At 66.6% G+C, this 16,178-nt stretch carries 14 protein-coding genes and 1 pseudogene; 12 read left to right on the forward strand and 3 right to left on the reverse strand.

Features of this window, described 5'->3' with window-relative positions:
* Nucleotides 1-81 precede the first annotated feature (81 nt).
* Both VLK31_RS11200 and VLK31_RS11205 read right to left on the reverse strand, forming a co-directional pair.
* Nucleotides 82-2,232, reverse strand: a pseudogene (locus tag VLK31_RS11200) (ESPR-type extended signal peptide-containing protein); the annotation flags it as partial.
* 41 nt (nucleotides 2,233-2,273) lie between these two features.
* Nucleotides 2,274-2,726 (reverse strand): GNAT family N-acetyltransferase, encoded by a 453-nt coding sequence (locus VLK31_RS11205; protein WP_409168467.1) that lies wholly within the window; start codon nucleotides 2,724-2,726, stop codon nucleotides 2,274-2,276.
* A 136-nt stretch (nucleotides 2,727-2,862) separates the two neighbouring features.
* Between VLK31_RS11205 and VLK31_RS11210 the strand changes: the two genes are divergently transcribed.
* The gene (locus tag VLK31_RS11210; protein WP_409168468.1) at nucleotides 2,863-3,891 is read left to right on the forward strand and encodes an aldo/keto reductase; all 1,029 of its coding nucleotides are present in this window, start codon (nucleotides 2,863-2,865) and stop codon (nucleotides 3,889-3,891) included.
* A 24-nt stretch (nucleotides 3,892-3,915) separates the two neighbouring features.
* On the opposite strand, the gene VLK31_RS11215 is transcribed toward VLK31_RS11210, so the two are convergent.
* Nucleotides 3,916-4,809 (reverse strand): LysR substrate-binding domain-containing protein, encoded by an 894-nt coding sequence (locus VLK31_RS11215; RefSeq protein ID WP_409168469.1) that lies wholly within the window; start codon nucleotides 4,807-4,809, stop codon nucleotides 3,916-3,918.
* A gap of 108 nt (nucleotides 4,810-4,917) precedes the next feature.
* Here VLK31_RS11215 and VLK31_RS11220 point away from each other — a divergent pair, with 108 nt between their 5' ends.
* The 11 genes from VLK31_RS11220 (at nucleotide 4,918) to VLK31_RS11270 (ending at nucleotide 16,160) form a co-directional block, all read left to right on the forward strand.
* A complete protein-coding gene (locus VLK31_RS11220; RefSeq protein WP_409168470.1) occupies nucleotides 4,918-6,063 on the forward strand; it encodes a branched-chain amino acid ABC transporter substrate-binding protein in 1,146 nt (381 codons plus the stop codon).
* Nucleotides 6,064-6,076: 13 nt separating this feature from the next.
* The gene (locus tag VLK31_RS11225; protein WP_409168471.1) at nucleotides 6,077-6,982 is read left to right on the forward strand and encodes a delta(1)-pyrroline-2-carboxylate reductase family protein; all 906 of its coding nucleotides are present in this window, start codon (nucleotides 6,077-6,079) and stop codon (nucleotides 6,980-6,982) included.
* Between the two features lie 23 nt (nucleotides 6,983-7,005).
* Nucleotides 7,006-8,178, forward strand: a complete 1,173-nt coding sequence (locus VLK31_RS11230; RefSeq protein ID WP_409168472.1) for an NAD(P)/FAD-dependent oxidoreductase — start codon at nucleotides 7,006-7,008, stop codon at nucleotides 8,176-8,178.
* A 369-nt stretch (nucleotides 8,179-8,547) separates the two neighbouring features.
* Complete coding sequence (locus VLK31_RS11235) at nucleotides 8,548-9,426, forward strand: polysaccharide deacetylase family protein (RefSeq protein ID WP_409168473.1); 879 nt, start codon at nucleotides 8,548-8,550, stop codon at nucleotides 9,424-9,426.
* Between the two features lie 47 nt (nucleotides 9,427-9,473).
* Nucleotides 9,474-10,943: an MFS transporter gene (locus VLK31_RS11240; RefSeq protein WP_409168474.1), complete on the forward strand. Its 1,470-nt coding sequence runs from the start codon at nucleotides 9,474-9,476 to the stop codon at nucleotides 10,941-10,943.
* Between the two features lie 12 nt (nucleotides 10,944-10,955).
* The gene (locus VLK31_RS11245; protein ID WP_409168475.1) at nucleotides 10,956-11,735 is read left to right on the forward strand and encodes an SDR family NAD(P)-dependent oxidoreductase; all 780 of its coding nucleotides are present in this window, start codon (nucleotides 10,956-10,958) and stop codon (nucleotides 11,733-11,735) included.
* 17 nt (nucleotides 11,736-11,752) lie between these two features.
* The gene (locus VLK31_RS11250) at nucleotides 11,753-12,508 is read left to right on the forward strand and encodes an SDR family NAD(P)-dependent oxidoreductase (protein WP_409168476.1); all 756 of its coding nucleotides are present in this window, start codon (nucleotides 11,753-11,755) and stop codon (nucleotides 12,506-12,508) included.
* A gap of 13 nt (nucleotides 12,509-12,521) precedes the next feature.
* Complete coding sequence (locus tag VLK31_RS11255; RefSeq protein WP_409168477.1) at nucleotides 12,522-12,818, forward strand: hypothetical protein; 297 nt, start codon at nucleotides 12,522-12,524, stop codon at nucleotides 12,816-12,818.
* Nucleotides 12,815-13,918, forward strand: coding sequence for a CobW family GTP-binding protein (locus VLK31_RS11260; protein WP_409168478.1), 1,104 nt, complete (start codon nucleotides 12,815-12,817; stop codon nucleotides 13,916-13,918). Before VLK31_RS11255 ends, VLK31_RS11260 begins: the two co-directional genes overlap by 4 nt.
* Before the next feature lie 2 nt (nucleotides 13,919-13,920).
* Nucleotides 13,921-15,111 carry a PotD/PotF family extracellular solute-binding protein gene (locus VLK31_RS11265; protein WP_409168479.1) on the forward strand — a complete coding sequence of 397 codons (1,191 nt, stop codon included), beginning with the start codon at nucleotides 13,921-13,923 and terminating at the stop codon, nucleotides 15,109-15,111.
* 50 nt (nucleotides 15,112-15,161) lie between these two features.
* Nucleotides 15,162-16,160, forward strand: coding sequence for a GntR family transcriptional regulator (locus VLK31_RS11270; protein WP_409168480.1), 999 nt, complete (start codon nucleotides 15,162-15,164; stop codon nucleotides 16,158-16,160).
* The last annotated feature ends 18 nt before the right edge of the window (nucleotides 16,161-16,178 follow it).

The raw sequence follows: 16,178 nt of genomic DNA on the forward strand, positions 1-16,178 counted from the left end.
AAGCGCATTTCTACCGAAGGCGATGTCACTGGAGAAGGCGGCGTTGGCTGAACTGCCCAGGGCAATGGACCGCGCGCCGTTGGCCTGCGAGCTGTCGCCCAAAGCCAGCGCTCCCAGCCCGATCGCGTTGTTCGAATTGCCGATGGCCACAGCGCCTTGGCCGATCGCGTTGTTCGAATTGCCCACCGCCACCGACCCGTTCGCCGCCACGGTGCCCGCGGTGTTGCCGGCCGCCGTGCTGTTGGCCCCCAATGCGATGGCCCCGTCACCGTTGGCTGTGTTGGGGTCGCCAATGGCAACCGCACCGTTGCCGGTCGCGGTTTGACCGCGCCCGATGGCCACCGCACCGCCCTCGGCCGTGCTGGAATTGGCATTGGCGCCGGAGCCGATCGCTATGTTTTGCCCGACAGTCCCGCTTGTTGCGCTTTCACCAATGGCAACGCCGGCGTCGGCTTCGACCAGCGCGCTGCTCCCGATGGCAACGCCCCATGTCGTCTGCGCCACGACGGTGGCGTTCGAGCCGATGGCAACCGAAGAATCGCCCAGCGCTGAGGAAAATGCGCCCAGGGCAACACCGTCGTTGCCGGCGGCATGCGCAAACAGTCCCAATGCCGAGCTTTGTTGCCCCGCGGCCGAGGCATTCAAGCCGAGTGCAACGGCGTTGAGGCCCGCAGCGTTCGCCAGGGTTCCAAATGCGCTTGAACCACGGCCTTCGGCTCTTGCATCCCGCCCGACAGCCACCGATGCCGAATCCCCGGCCGCAGAACCGCTGGAGAGCGCGCGAGACCCGATGGCTATGTCGCTGTCGAAGACCGCATTGGCGGCATAGCCCACGACTGTCGAGCCAACGCCACCCGCACGGCTCAAGCTCCCGATGGCAACGCCCAGCGTGCGGACCGCACCGGCGCCCCTTCCAATGGCAATGCCATCGTCTGCGCCGGACGCCACAGAAGACTCCCCGCCAATGGCGATGCCGTTGGCAGCCGCCGCTTGCGCCCCGTTGACCGAATTGCCTCCGATTGCCGTAGAGCCCTGTCCGCTGGCGTTCGCCAACCTGCCGATTGCAGTCGCTTGACCGCCGGCGGCGTTTGCGCCTGAACCCATTGCGATGTTTCTCCCGAGCGTTGGGGAAGCTGCCGAACCGGCGGTTGCACTTAAGCCCAGCGCAATGTCGTTGGTTGAGAGCGCATTGGAGGAATTGCCAAGAGCAACGCCATTCTGTGCGCTGACATTCGCGCTCAGGCCAATGGCAATGCCACCAGCCGCGGCGGCGGTCACGCTGGACTGGCCGCCAATGGCGATGGAGTCGCTCGCAGCCGCTTGCGCGCCCTTGACCGCATTGCTGCCGATCGCAACGGCCCCGGCGCCGGAAGCCGTGGTGGAGTTCGCGACGCTCAGGGGCGTGGTGCCGTCCCCGCCGGCCCCGCCAATCGCGACCGAGTTCAGCGCCGAGGCGTTGGCCCCGAAACCCATGGCAATGCTCGATATGCCGCCGGCCGACGATTCGAGGCCAAAGGACGAACCCCAGCGCTGAGCGGTGGCGAGAAAGCCGAAGGCCGCTCCGCCAATGCCCGTGACCTTGGAGAAGGTGCCGTACACCACCGCCGCAGTGATGCCTCCGCCGCTCGCGCTGCAGCCTGCCACAGCCGAATAGGAGCCCGAACCATCTTGCGCGGGAGAACCGACGCCGCCAGGTCCGTCGGCCGTCGCTCCAGGGTTGACCCGGCCCACCACCGTGTTGCCACCCGTGGTGCAGGTGTTGCTCATCAGGATGAGGTCGGCCAGCGCCGATCCGGGCCAGGCCTGCATCACGACGAAAGCAGCGGCCGCAACGGCGAACAACGCCGGGGGCCGACGGCCCGCACGGTTGGGTTTGCCCCGGGTGCGGGTGTTTTCCGAAGCGGCCACCCACGCGCCGAGCGCGTCATTCCATACGCTGATGAAAGAGTTGTTCATGACCACTGCCCCTTCTCCACGGTCGACCGCAGCCCTGCGTTCGCAGTGCTTGCTGGACTCCCCTGAAGAATTCGCCTGGGTCAGGCCACGGGACCTGTCGCAGACAGGGCGGGATTGGCGGAACCAGCCTCCATACCGGCTATCGATTCTTGGTGTTTTTGCAGACGGCCGTCGTGTTGCCGATCGATAAGGCGTCGCCAGCGGACAACAGAAAAAAAACTCTAGTTGATTCCAAGTCGAAATTGGATTCGCCGGAAGGCATATGCAGAACGTCATAGCCGCAACCCAGGCGTTCGCCTGGTCGGCTCAGGCAATGGTCATGCAGGCGTCTTGTGCATGAAGACGCTGAAAGGGTCGGGCGCATACGCACCGAAAGGCCCGCGACGCTCGTAGCCCGCGCTTGCATAGAAGGCCAGTGCTTCGGGTTGGCTTGGCCCGGTCTCCAGCATGAAGCTGGTGCAGCCTGTCGCTTGCGCCTGGCTTTCCAGAAAGGCCAGCAGCTTGGCTGCAATGCCTTGCCCTCGGTTCTCGGGCCGCACGAACATGCGCTTGAGTTCACCGAACGCCGGGCCCACGACGATGGCGCCGCAGCCAACGGCGTTGCCTTGCGCATCGCGCGCCACGGCAAACAGCACGCCAGGGGCCGAGAGCGCCGCAATGTCGATGCCGTAGTGGCACTCCGGCGGATACAGCGGCTTCTGGTACGCATCGAGATCGTCAATGAGTTGCACGACGTCGGGCTGGTTGGGGCTTTCAAGAGATATGTGCATCGCTCGATGTTACTTAGCCGAAAAGCGCAAAGCCCACCTGACCGCAGGGTTCCATGCTTCGTCCAACAATGCCTTTCGACGGCGGGCCGCTCGGCTTGCCGATGTCATGAATACACATGCGCTAAGGAGCAATATTTTGGAATACCGTCATCTGGGCAAATCGGGCCTCAAGGTCCCCGTGTTGAGTTTTGGCACCGGCACCTTCGGAGGCAAGGGCGAGTTTTTCAGCGCATGGGGCAGCACCGACGTGGCCGAAGCGCGCAAGCTCATCGACATCTGCCTGGACGCGGGCGTGAACATGTTCGACAGCGCCGACATCTACTCGGCCGGCGCTGCGGAGTCGGTGCTGGGCGAGTCCATCAAGGGCCGCCCGCGTGACCAGTTGCTGATTTCCACCAAGGCCACCTTCCGCAGCGGCAAGGGCGCCAACGAAGTGGGCTCGTCGCGCCACCATTTGCTGGCGGCGGTCGACGGCGCGCTCAAGCGCCTGGGCACCGACTACATCGACCTGTTCCAGCTGCACGGTTTCGATGCCAGCACGCCGGTGGAAGAAACGCTGTCCACGCTCGACGACCTGGTGCGCGCGGGCAAGCTGCGGTACATCGGTGTGTCGAACTTCTCGGGCTGGCACCTGATGAAGTCGCTGGCCGTGTCGGAACGCCACGGCTATTCGCGCTACGTGGCGCACCAGGCCTACTACTCGCTGGTGGGCCGCGACTACGAGTGGGAGCTGATGCCGCTGGCGCAAGACCAGGGCGTGGGCGCCGTGGTGTGGAGCCCGCTGGGCTGGGGTCGACTCACAGGCAAGATCCGTCGCGGCCAGCCGCTGCCCGCCAACAGCCGACTGCACGTGACGGCCGACATGGGCCCGCCGGTGCCCGACGAGCTGCTGTACCGCGTGGTGGAGGCGCTGGAGAAGGTGGGCGCGGAAGTCGGCAAGACGGTGCCGCAGGTTGCGCTCAACTGGCTGCTGCAACGCCCGACGGTGTCCAGCGTGGTGGTGGGTGCGCGCGACGAGGCGCAGCTGCGGCAGAACCTGGGCGCGGTGGGCTGGAACCTCACGCCCGCGCAGGTGGCCGAACTGGACGCGGCCAGCGCGACGACGCGGGCCTATCCGTATTGGCACCAGCAGGGCTTTGTGGAGCGCAACCCGAACCCGGTGTAGGGGCAGGGCAGATCACGTCCTGCATCACGCAGGTGTCAGCCCCAGCACCCACTGCTTGAAATGCTCCAGCGCCCCGGAGGCCGGACGGCCTTCGGGGTACGCAAAGTAGTAGCCCTGGCGCACGTCCAGGTGCCGGTCCACTGGTATCACCAGCTCGCCGGTGCGCAGCTCGTGTTCGACCAGAATGCGCGGCGCCAGGCCCACGCCCATCCCCGCCGCCGTGGCCGCCACCACCATGGTGAAGAGCTCGTAGCGCGGCCCGCGCGAGGCATGCACCGTGTACTCCCAACCCTGTTGCGCATACCAGTCGCGCCAGGCGTGGGCGCGCGTGCTCAGGTGCACATGGCGGCAGCGCTCCAAGCCGGCTTCGTCCCACGGCCCGTTGGCATCGCGAAATGCGCGGCTGCATACCGGCACCATCTCGCCTTCGGAAAAGATCAGCCCGCCGCGCGTGTTGGGCCAGAACTGGTCGCCGAAATAGATCGCCGCGTCGTAGGCGTTTTCCTGAAAGGAAAAGGGCTGCGAGCGCGCCGACAGGTTCACCGTGATGTTCGGATGCAGCCGGCTGAAATCGGGCAACCGCGGAATAAGCCACTGCGTGGCAAAGGTCGGCACCACGGCCAGCTCCAGCACAAAGCCCATCTCGTGGCCGGCGCTTATTTCGAGCGTGTCGCGGCGAATCTGGTCGAGGTGGTGGCGGATGCGCGCCGCATATTCGCGCCCCACGTCGGTAAGCGTCAGGCGCCTGCGCACCCGAGAAAACAGCGGCACGCCCAGGCGCTGCTCGAGCATGGCCACCTGCCGGCCGACGGCGCTTTGCGTGAGCGCCAGTTCGGCCGCCGCGCGCGTGAAACTGCCCAGCCGCGCCGAGGCCTCGAATGCTTGGAGTGCACCAAGATTGGGAATGTCTTTTCTCATCGATTCCTTCCGGGGCCGCACAACGTTGTGAGTATTTAGCGTTTGTTTCGCAGACCGCCGCGACTCTATTCTGCGTGCCACACCGCCAACGATAAGAGGGAGCTTCCCATGATCGTCTTGCACACCCGTCGCTTTGCCTTGGGCATTGCGCTGGCTTCTGTCCTCGGGCTGCCCGCCGCCGCGTTCGCGCAGGCCGAGCAGACCGTCACCATAGGCCATGCCGGCCCGCTTACCGGGGGCGCCGCGCACTGGGGCAAGGACAACGACAACGGCGCCCGTCTCGCGGTGGAAGACCTCAACAAGCAGGGCCTGGTGATCGGCGGCAAGAAGATCAAGTTCGTGCTCCAGTCCGAAGACGATCAGGCCGACCCCAAGCAGGCCATGTTGGTGGCCAACAAGCTGACGGACATGGGCGTGAAGGGCGTGCTGGGTCACTTCAATTCGGGCGCCGCCATTCCGGCCTCGGCCGTCTACAGCCGCGCGGGCCTGCCCAATGTATCGACCGCCACCAACCCGACCTTCACCAGGCAGGGCTACGACAACGTCTTTCGCATCCTGGCGAGCGACGACGACGTGGGCGCGGCCATTGCCAACTTCACGGTGAAAGACCTGAAGGCCAGGAAGATTGCGGTGATAGACGACCGCACCGCCTACGGCCAGGGCGCCGCCGAAGTGTTCACGCGCGGCGTGAAGGCGCTGGGCGGCACCGTGGTCGCGCAGGAGTTCGGCAGCGACAAGGCCACCGACTTCATGGCCATCCTCACCAGCATCAAGGCCAAGCAGCCCGACGTGGTGTTCTACGGCGGCATGGACGCGCAAGGCGGCCTTATCGCGCGGCAGATGAAGCAACTGGGCATCACCGCCAAACTGCTCGGCACCGACGGCCTGTGTACCAACGAAGTCGCCAAGATCAGCGGCGGCGCGGTCGACGGCCTGCTGTACTGCACGCGCGGCGGCAAGGAGATCGAAAAGACCCCCAGGGGCGCGGAGTTCGAGCAGCGCTACAAGGCGCGCTTCGGCGTGGAGGTGCTGACCTATGCGCCTTACCTCTACGACGCCATGATGGCGCTGGCCGCCGGCATGCGCGAGGCCAACTCGGTGGAGCCCGCGGCCTACCTGCCGGCCATGCGCAAGGTCAAGTTCGAAGGCGTCACCGGCACCATCGGCTTCGACGCCAAGGGAAATCTTCAGAAGCCGGACTTCACCGTCTTCACTTACAAGGACGGCAAGCGCGTCCGCGTGGCCGGCTCCTGACACCCGGTCGCACATGCGGACGCTGAACGCTGCGCAGACGGCCGCCGCGCTGCCCTACGGCGCGTTGGTCAAAGCGCTGCTGCATATGTTCGAGAGCGAACGCCGCGGTGAGGCGCATGCGGCGCCGCGCACTGCCGTGCCGCTGGCCGGTGGCGGCGCGCTGCTGCTCATGCCGGCCGCTGGCCCGCGCTTCGCCGCGCTCAAGACCGTGAGCGTGCACGCCGGCAACGCGGCCATCGGCCTGCCGGTGGTGCAGGGCGAGGTCACGCTCATGGACGCCGCCACCGGCACCCGCCTGCTTGCGATGGACGGCAACGTGCTGACCGCACGGCGCACCGCGGCGCTCTCGCTGGCCGGTGCCGCGCGGGCAGGGCGCAGCGTCGGGGGCCGCATGCTGCTGATCGGCGCGGGCGTGCAGGCGCTCGCGCATGCCGAGGCCTTTGCAGAGGTCGCGGGCGTGCGCCGCCTCTGGGTGCATGCGCGAAGACAGGGGCATGCGGAACAGCTCGCGCAACACATGCGCGCGCTGGGCGTGGACGCCAACGCGATCGCCGATGCGGCCGGCGTTGCCCAAGAGGCCGACCTGATCGTCGCCACCACCAACGCGTCGCGTCCCGTGGTGCCATCGAGCGTTCGGCCGGACGCCACCGTGATAGCCGTTGGTGCCTACCGCGCCGACATGGCCGAGGTGCCGCCCGAACTGGTGCGCCGATGCGCCGTGTTTGTGGATACGCTGGAGGGTGCGCGCGCCGAGGCGGGCGACCTGATTCAGGCGGGCATCGACTGGTCCACCGTGCAGGCCTTTGCCACTGCATCGCAAGCGGCCAGAACCGGGCCGGTGCTGATCAAGACCGTGGGCCATGCGCTGTGGGACCTGGCGGCGGCGCAACTGGCGTACATGCATCTGCAACAGCCATGAGCAGCAACCAAGGAAGGCATTCAATGCGTCGTGTGGTGATCATCGGCGGCGGGGCCATCGGCTCGGCCATCGCCTACTTCCTGACACGGAACCCGGAGGCGGAGCCCTTCGAGGTCACCGTGTTCGAGCGCGACTTTTCTTACAAGCAGGCGTCGTCGGCGCTGTCGGCCAGCTCGATCCGGCAGCAGTTCTCCACCGCCATCAACATCCAGATGTCGCTCTACGGAATCGACTTCTTCCGCCACCTAGGCGAGACCTTGAAGGTGGGGCAAAACGTGCCCGACATCGGCCTGGTCGAACCGGGCTATCTGTACCTGGCCTCGCCGGCGGGCGAGGGCGTGCTGCGCGAGAACCATGCGATGCAGAAGGCGCACGCGGTGGACGTGGCGCTGCTCGCGCCCGATGAACTGAAGGCGCGCTTCCCGTGGATCTCGACCGAAGGCATCGCACTTGCATCGCTCGGCCTCTCGGGCGAGGGCTGGTACGACGGCTACAGCCTGCTGCAGGCCTTTCGCAAGAAGGCCGCCTCGCAGGGCGCGCGCTATGTGCAGGCGCATGCGACCGGCCTGCGGCGCAACGGCCGCACCGTGACCGGCGTGCAGCTCGACAACGGCGAGACGCTGGCCGCCGACGTGGTGGTCAACGCCGCGGGCGCATGGGCGGCCAAGGTGGCCGGATGGGTCGGCATCGACCTGCCGGTGCGCGCACGCCGCCGCAGCGTGTTCAGCTTTTCGTGCCCCGACACGCTGCCCGGCTGCCCGCTGGTGATCGACACCTCCGGCATCTGGCTGCGCCCGGAAGGCCGCCAGTTCATCTGCGGCTTTGCACCGCCCGAAGACCAGGACCCTGACGACGCCCCGCTCGAAGTCGAATACGGCGCCTTCGACGAATTCATCTGGCCCGCATTGGCCGAACGCGTGCCTGCCTTCGAAGCCATCCGCATGACCGGCGCATGGGCTGGGTATTACGAGATGAACCTGTTCGATCACAACGCGATCCTTGGCTTGCACCCGGACTGCGACAACCTGTTCTTTGCCAACGGCTTCTCCGGGCATGGGCTGCAGCAGTGCCCGGCGGCGGGGCGCGGCGTGGCGGAGCTGATTCGCTTCGGCGAATACCGCAGTCTTGATCTTTCGCCGTTGTCTTTTGCGCGCGTTCTGGAGAACCGGCCGTTGCTTGAGAAGAACGTGATCTAGCAGCTTCCTGCTGCAGATCGCAGGGCTGCGAGCAGCGCGCTCGCGGCGATTCGACACCGCAAAGGTGCCGAAGCCCATCCGCTATTCCACAACCGAAAAAACGCCGCATCGAGGCCCGTCGCGGCGTGATGCGGCGTGGTGCGTTGCGTGACGCGTTGCATGGGCTGTGCGGGTTAACCCCTAAATCAGGCACACAAAAAACTCCTACATTCCGTTTAAATGTACTTTTATATCAAAGTACAAAAAATGGAAATGATGAACCTGAACCGCACCCAGAACGCGATGACGGCGAGTGCCAAGGCAAAGGCTCATATCGGTTTTTCGCTAGATCAAGTGCTGTCCCCAACCCACCCCAAGGAGTGAATGAACATGACCAAGGAAATCTTCGTAACGTTCGGCGTCGACGTGGACGCTGTCGGTGGCTGGCTCGGCTCGTATGGCGGTGAGGATTCGCCCGACGACATCTCGCGCGGCATGTTCGCGGGCGAGGTGGGCTCTCCGCGGCTGCTCAAGATGTTCAAGAAATACGGCCTGACCACCACGTGGTTCGTGCCCGGCCACTCGGCCGAGACCTTTCCCGATCAGATGAAGGCCGTGGTCGACGCGGGCCACGAGCTGGGCATTCACGGCTACAGCCACGAGAACCCGATTGCCATGACGCCCGAGCAGGAAGAAGCCGTGCTCGACAAGAGCATCGACGTCATCACGCGGCTCGCGGGCAGGGCGCCCACCGGCTATGTGGCGCCGTGGTGGGAGTTCAGCCCCATCACCAACGAGCTGCTCATCAAGAAGGGCATCAAGTACGACCACAGCCTGATGCACAACGACTTTCATCCGTACTACGTGCGCGTGGGCGACAAGTGGACCCGCATCGACTACAGCAAGCACCCCGACGCATGGATGAAGCCGCTGGAGCGCGGCACCGAAACCTCGCTGGTGGAGATTCCGGCCAACTGGTACCTGGACGACCTGCCGCCAATGATGTTCATCAAGAAGTCGCCCAACAGCCACGGCTTCGTGAACCCGCGCGACATCGAGCAGATGTGGCGCGACCAGTTCGACTGGGTGTACCGCGAGCACGACTACGCGGTGTTCCCCATCACCATTCACCCGGACGTGTCCGGCAGGCCGCAGGTGCTGCTGATGCTCGAGCGGCTCATCGAGCACTTCAAGGCCCACGACGGCGTGCGCTTCATGACCTGCGACCAGATTGCCGACGACTTCCTGCGCCGCAGCCCGCGCGGCTGAGGCACGCGCAGCGCACGGCACCCACCCGCAGAAAGCGAACAACAGCCATGAACGCCTCTACCCCTTCGCATGCCGCAACAGCCGCCGGCCAGGCTGCAGCAGCCGCCGGCCAGGCGGCAGCAGCCGAACACGCCGCAGCCGCCTGGACACCCCCTGTCGTCACCAAGAAGCAGGTCCATTACGCCACCTGGGTGTGCTTCTTCGCCTGGGTCTTCGCGGTGTACGACTTCATTCTTTTCGGCACCTTGCTGCCCCGGCTCGGCGACCACTTCAAGTGGACCGCCGACCAGCAGACCAACCTCAATACCTGGGTCACGCTGGGCACGGTGATCGTCGCGTTCGGCATCGGCCCCATCGCGGACAAGCTGGGCCGGCGCAAGGGCATCATCATTGCCGTTGCGGGCGCGGCCCTGTGTTCGGGGCTCACGGCGTTCGCGGGCTGGGTGATCGGCGTGTCGGCCGGCGTGGGCTTCGTGCTGCTGATTCTGGTGCGTTCGCTGGCCGGCCTGGGCTACGCGGAGCAGAGCATCAACGCCACCTACCTGAGCGAGCTGTTCTCCCTGGTGCACACCGATCCGGCCGCTACCAGGCGGCGCGGCTTCATCTACTCGCTGGTGCAGGGCGGCTGGCCTGTGGGGGCGGTGCTGACCGCGGTGCTGGTCGCGGCGCTGTATCCCTTGGGCGAGCGCTGGTTCGGCGCGGGCGGTGGCTGGGCGCTGTCCTTCGTGTTCGCGATGTTTCCGGCCATCGTGATCGCGGTGCTCGGGCGCAGGCTGGTCGAAACACCGCAGTTCCTCACCGGCCAGCGCATCGCCAGGCTGCAGCAGGAAGGGCGCACGGGCGACGCGCAGCGCCTGGCGCAGTCCCAGGGCGTGGACCTGGCCGCGCGGCACCACACGGGCATGTCGGCCATGTTCAAGGGCGCCTCGCTGCGGCCGACGCTGTCGCTGGCGCTGGGCTTCTTTTTGAACTGGTTCGCCATCGTGATCTTCGCGGTGCTGGGCACGTCGGTGCTCGGCGGTTCGGGCGGAACACCGGGCAAGGGCGTGGACTTCTCCAATGCCCTGCAGGTGCTGATCATTTCCAATCTGGCCGGCTTTCTGGGCTACATGTTCCACGGCTGGCTGGGTGACCGCATCGGGCGGCGCACGGCCGTCGCCATCGGCTGGGTGCTGGGCGGGGTCGCGTTCTACATGATGCTGCAGGCGCCGCAGGGCGACTTCTGGCGCATCGTGCCGCTGTACTCGCTCGGGCTGTTCTTTCTGATCGGCCCGTATGCGGCGGTGCTGTTTCTGGTCGGCGAAAGCTTTCCGAGCCACATTCGCGCAACCGCCGGATCGTTCGTCAATGCCATGGGGCAGGTGGGCGCCATTGCGGCGGGCTTCGGCATCACCTACACGCTGTCGCACGGTGCCGACTGGGTGCAGGCCGCCGTCTACTGGGGGGCGGTGCCCTGCGTCATTTCCGGCGTGGTGATGATGCTGGTGCCGCACGTCGACCCGAAGTCCGTCAAGTAAGGGGCGCGCCACATGACTTCATCGACAACTTCAGCGGGCCGGGTGGCGTTGGTCACCGGTGCCGCCAGCGGCATCGGCCAGGCGCTGGCGGTGGCTTATGCGCGGATCGGCGTGGCGGTGGTGGGCGGCTATTTTCCGGGCGACCCGCACGATCCGGCGCAGACCGAACGGCTGGTGGCCGAGGCAGGCGGGCGCTGCGCCATGGTGGCCGTGGACGTGGGCGATACCGAGCAGGTCGAACATTTCGCGCAAGCCGCCATCGAGCGCTTCGGGCGCATCGACCACGCGGTCGCCAACGCCGGACTGCTGCGCCAGTCCGCGCTCACGGCCATGAGCGACGCGCAATGGATGGACGTGATCAACGTCGACCTGAGCGGCGTGATGCGCACCTTTCGTGCGGCCGCCCGCCACATGGGCGATGGCGGATCGATGGTCGCGGTGTCGTCCATCGCAGGGGGCGTGTACGGGTGGGAGAAGCACGTGCACTACTCGGCGGCAAAGGCGGGCGTCACCGGCCTGTGCCGCGCGGTGGCGATGGAGCTGTCGCCGCGCGGCATCCGCTGCAACTGCGTGATTCCCGGGTTGATCGAAACACCGCAGTCGCTCGACCCTGTCAATTCGCTGGGGCCCGAAGGTCTGCGGCAGGCGGCCACCGGCATTCCGCTGGGGCGGGTCGGCAAGGCGCGCGAAGTGGCGGCGCTGATCCGCTTCTTGACCAGCGACGACGCCTCCTACATCACCGGTCAATCGGTCATTGCAGACGGCGGCCTCACCGTGCGCTGGCCCAACTGACACGCAAGGAACTCGACATGAACGACACACTTCTGCAAGGACGGCGCGCCGTGGTGACCGGCGCGGGCAGCGGCATCGGTGCCGCCATTGCGCTGGCCTATGCGCAAGCCGGTGCCAGCCTGTTGTTGGCCGACCTCGACTGCGCGCGGGTGGAAGACGTGGCGCGCCGCTGCCGCGAGGCCGGCGGCCATGCGGAGACCGTGGTGGGCGACATCAGCGACGAAGCGGTGGCCAACCGCGCCATCGACGCCTGCGTGCACGCCTGGGGCGGCATCGACATTCTGGTCAACAACGCCGGCATGCTGACCCAGTCGCCGTGCGCAAGCATGCCGACGCAGATGTGGGACGACATGCTGCGCGTTGACCTGCGCAGCGTGTTTCTCTGCGCGCGCAGGGCCATTCCGCACATGAGCGCGCAGCGCTGGGGGCGGGTGATCAACGTGGCTTCGCAGCTGGGCATCAAGGGCGGTGTGGAGCTGTGCCACTACGCCGCCGCCAAGGCGGGCGTGATCGGCTTCACCAAGTCGCTGGCGCTGGAGATGGCGCCGTTCAACGTGCTGGTCAATGCCATTGCGCCCGGGCCCATCGCCACGCCGCTGGTCGACGGCATCAGCGCCGACTGGAAGCGGGCCAAGGAAGCCAGCCTTCCGCTGGGCCGCTTCGGGCGCCCCGAAGAGGTGGCGCCCACCGCGGTGTTGCTGGCGTCAGACCCCGGTGGCAACCTGTACGTGGGCCAGACGCTGGGGCCCAACTCCGGCGACGTGATGCCCTGAAAGGCGATGCACCATGTGTGGAATGTGTGGGTTGTTGCAAGGCGCGGCGCACTGGAGCCACGCGGCCGCCGGCAGCGTGCAGGGGCGGCGCCAGCGCCTGCTGCAGATCGCGCGGGCCAACCGGCTGCTGAAGCTCTTCAGGCTGGAGCTGCACGACTTTCACGGCCAGTCGTACCTGCTGATCGGGCCGACGGGCGCGAGCGTGCTGGTGCCCGACTTCAGCGCGCTGTGGGGCGCGGCGGAGCAGCTGCTGGGGCGCTCGATCGATCCGCTGGCCATGCCCTGGCCCAACGACATGAAGGCCCCATGACCGACATCGCATTCGACGTGCTGCCCGTCGGCATCCTCACCGGCTTTCTGGGCAGCGGCAAGACCACGCTGCTGCGGCGCTGGCTGAAAGGCAGCGGCGCAGCAGACACCGCAGTGCTCATCAACGAGTTCGGCGACGTCGGCCTCGACCATCTGCTGGTCGGCGCCATCGATGCGGACACCGTGCTGCTCGACAACGGCTGCATCTGTTGCTCGATAAGGGGTGAGCTGAAGGACGCGCTCATGCGCCTCTTCTCGCGCCGCCAGCGCGGGGAGCTGCCGCCGTTCCGCCGCGTGGTGATCGAGACCACCGGCCTTGCAACACCGGGCCCGGTGCTGGCCACGCTGCTGGGCGACGCGCAACTGCGCCACCACTTTCGGCCCGCCTTCGTTTCCACCGTCGTCGACGCGGTGCATGCCGAACAGCAGCACGCGCTGCACCCCGAATGGACCGCGCAGGTGGCCGCGGCCGACACCCTGTGGCTCAGCAAGACCGACCTGGTGAGCGCGGAGCAAGCGGCGGCGTTGCGCGCGATGCTCGACGGGCTCAACCCGCTGGCCACGCAGCTGGAAGCTCCGACCGGACCGACGCCATGGCACGACGACATCGCGCACGAACCTGCCGACGACATCGCGCGATGGATTGCACGCGTGAGCGCGGGCACGATGCGAACCCCGTCCGACGCGGGCCTTGCCTTCGACCTCGCGCGACAGGGCAGTGAACATGCGCGGCATCTCGCGCAAACGCAGGCCAGCGCGTTCTGCATGGTGTTCGAGCGACCCATAGAATGGTTCACGCTCACCCTGTGGCTGACCCTGCTGGTGCACCGTCATGGCGACCGACTGCTGCGCATCAAGGGGCTGCTCGGCATTGCGGCAGAAGGGTTCGCGCAGGGCCAACCCACTGTCTTGCATGGGATCGGACACTTGATGCACCCGCCTGAACACCTCGACGCGTGGCCCGACGACAACCGACATTCCCGCCTGGTCTTCATCACGCAAGGCCTCTCTGAAGAGGCCGTGACCGCGTCATGGCGGGCGTTCGAAAACTTCTATGCGCAAGAAGGTTCGGCCCCGGCGCTTGCCATGGCCAGAGCCTAGCCATGCCCGCATCGGGATCGAAGAGAACCGAGCTGCGCGTGCTGGGCACGTCGGTCACGCTCACCGAGGCGGTGCGCAAGCGCGCCATGGCGGAGCTGGGGCTGCGTATTCATTTCGAAGTGCTCGACGGTTTCGACGCGCAACGCCAGGCCGTGATCGAGCAAGGCAGCTTCGACGTGTACGACCAGTGGTTCCACAGCATCGACTACCTCTGGCCGGCCGGCGCGCTGCAGGCCATCGAGCTGGACCGGCTCGTGCACTGGCCCGAAGTCAATGCGCTGCCCAAAACAGGCCGGCTCGCGCCGGATTCGCGCTACGGGCAAGGCTGCAACCCGGTGACGCGGCTGTATGTGCAGGCGGACGGCAGCGTAGGCGATGCGCCCACCACGCGCATCAGCATGCTGCCGCTCACGCACAACGCAGACAGCTTCGTCTACCTGCCGGGCGAGGTTTCGCAGCTCTTCGACATCGCGCATGAAAGCTGGTCGTGGCTGGTGTCGCCCCAATGCACTGGCCGCGTGGCGCTGCAGGCCGATGCCGCCATCGGCGCACTCGACGCGGTGCTGGCGCTGCGGGCCAGCGGCGAGATGACGTTCCGCGACATCAGCAACCTGGAGATCGAAGAAATCGACCAGATGATTGCGCTGCTCATGGCCAAGAAAAAGGCCGGCCTGTTCCGCGGCTTCTGGGGCAACTACACCGATGCCGCGCGCATGATGATCGATGCTCGCGTGGCCATTCAGAGCAACTGGTCGCCCGCCATCTCAGCCTACGAGAAAGCCGGGCTGGCCTACCGGCTCGCGTGTCCCGGCGAGGGCTACCGCGCCTGGTACGGCGGCATGGGCATTTCGCGCCGCGCGCAGGGCCCCAAGCTCGACGCGGCCTACCGCTACCTGAATTGGTGGCACTCGGGCTGGGCGGGCGCCGCCATGGCGCGCCAGGGCTTCTACATCTCCAACCCGCAGCGCACGCGCGCGCACCTGAGCGCTGCCGAATGGGGCTACTGGTACGAGGGAGAGCCGGCCAGCGAAGACCTCCCCGGGCCGGACGGTAATATCCTGATCCGCCGCGGCAGCGTGCGCGACGGCGGTTCCTACACACAGCGAATGAGCAACGTGGCCGTTTGGAACATCGTGATGGACGAGCACAACTACCTGGTGCGCAAATGGACCGAGTTCCTGCGCAGCGGCTGAAAACCCAACGAGAACAAGAGACAGGACTGCACGACAGTGAGCAGAAGCAAATGACGCCGCCAGCCACCGGCACCGAAGCGGGCGAGCGCAAGCTGCGCTACGAAGTGATCCGCAACCGGCTGCGGCACGCCATCGTCAACAAGCGCATCGTGTCCGGTCTGGTCCTGCTGGAGGGGCCGGTGGCCGACGTGTTCGGCACCAGCCGGGTACCGGTGCGCAAGGCCTTTCATCTTCTGCACGAAGAAGGGCTGTTGCAAAAATTCTCGGGGCGCGGCTACATGGTGGCGCCGCGCGGCCAGCAGGTGGAGCCGCAGCGGCTGGCCATCGACGAAGCCTCGCTCGGGCAGGACGCGCAGGGCGCGACCATCTACATTCCGTCCGAAAGCGAGCGCATCCACGGCGAGTTCGAGCGGTCGATTTCGGCCGCCGTGGTGTTCGGCCACTTTCGCATCGACGAGGCGCGGGCCATGGCGTACTTCAACGTCAACCGGGTGGCGTTGCGCGAGGTGCTGAGCCGGCTGGTCGACCGTGGCCTGGTCGAAAAAAGCGCCTATGCCGCCTGGCGCGCCGGGCCGCTCACCGCGCGCGCCATTGCACAGGACTTCGAGCTGCTGCTGCTGCTCGCGCCGGCCGCCTTGCTGGAGAGCGGCCCGAAGTTGGACGCGCAGTTCTTGCTCGGCTTGCGCCAGGCCCTGAGCGACCCGGCGGCGGTCGGCACCGAAGAGCTGCTGCGCATCGAAAGCCAGATTCATGGCGACTGTCTTTCGAAGCACGCCAACACCAAGATGCTCGGCATCCTGCGGCAATGCCAGATGCCGCTGATCGTCAATCGCACCTTCCTGCGCATGTTCGAGCAACCGCTCAGCCCGCTGGTGCTCGGCGAGTACCGGGCCATCGTGGAGCCGCTGTGCGAGGGGCAATTCGCTTCGGCCGCCGAGGCGTTCACGGCCCATCTGCAGGCCGCGCGCAAGCGCACCCAGCAGCAGCTCAAGGTGCTGGCGGTGCTGCCCGAGCCGCAGTTTCCCGACTATCTGGTGCGCGTGGCCTGACCGCAGCCTCGGCCTCGG

Source organism: Variovorax sp. H27-G14 (assembly GCF_046156345.1).
Taxonomy (GTDB): Bacteria; Pseudomonadota; Gammaproteobacteria; order Burkholderiales; family Burkholderiaceae_C; genus Variovorax.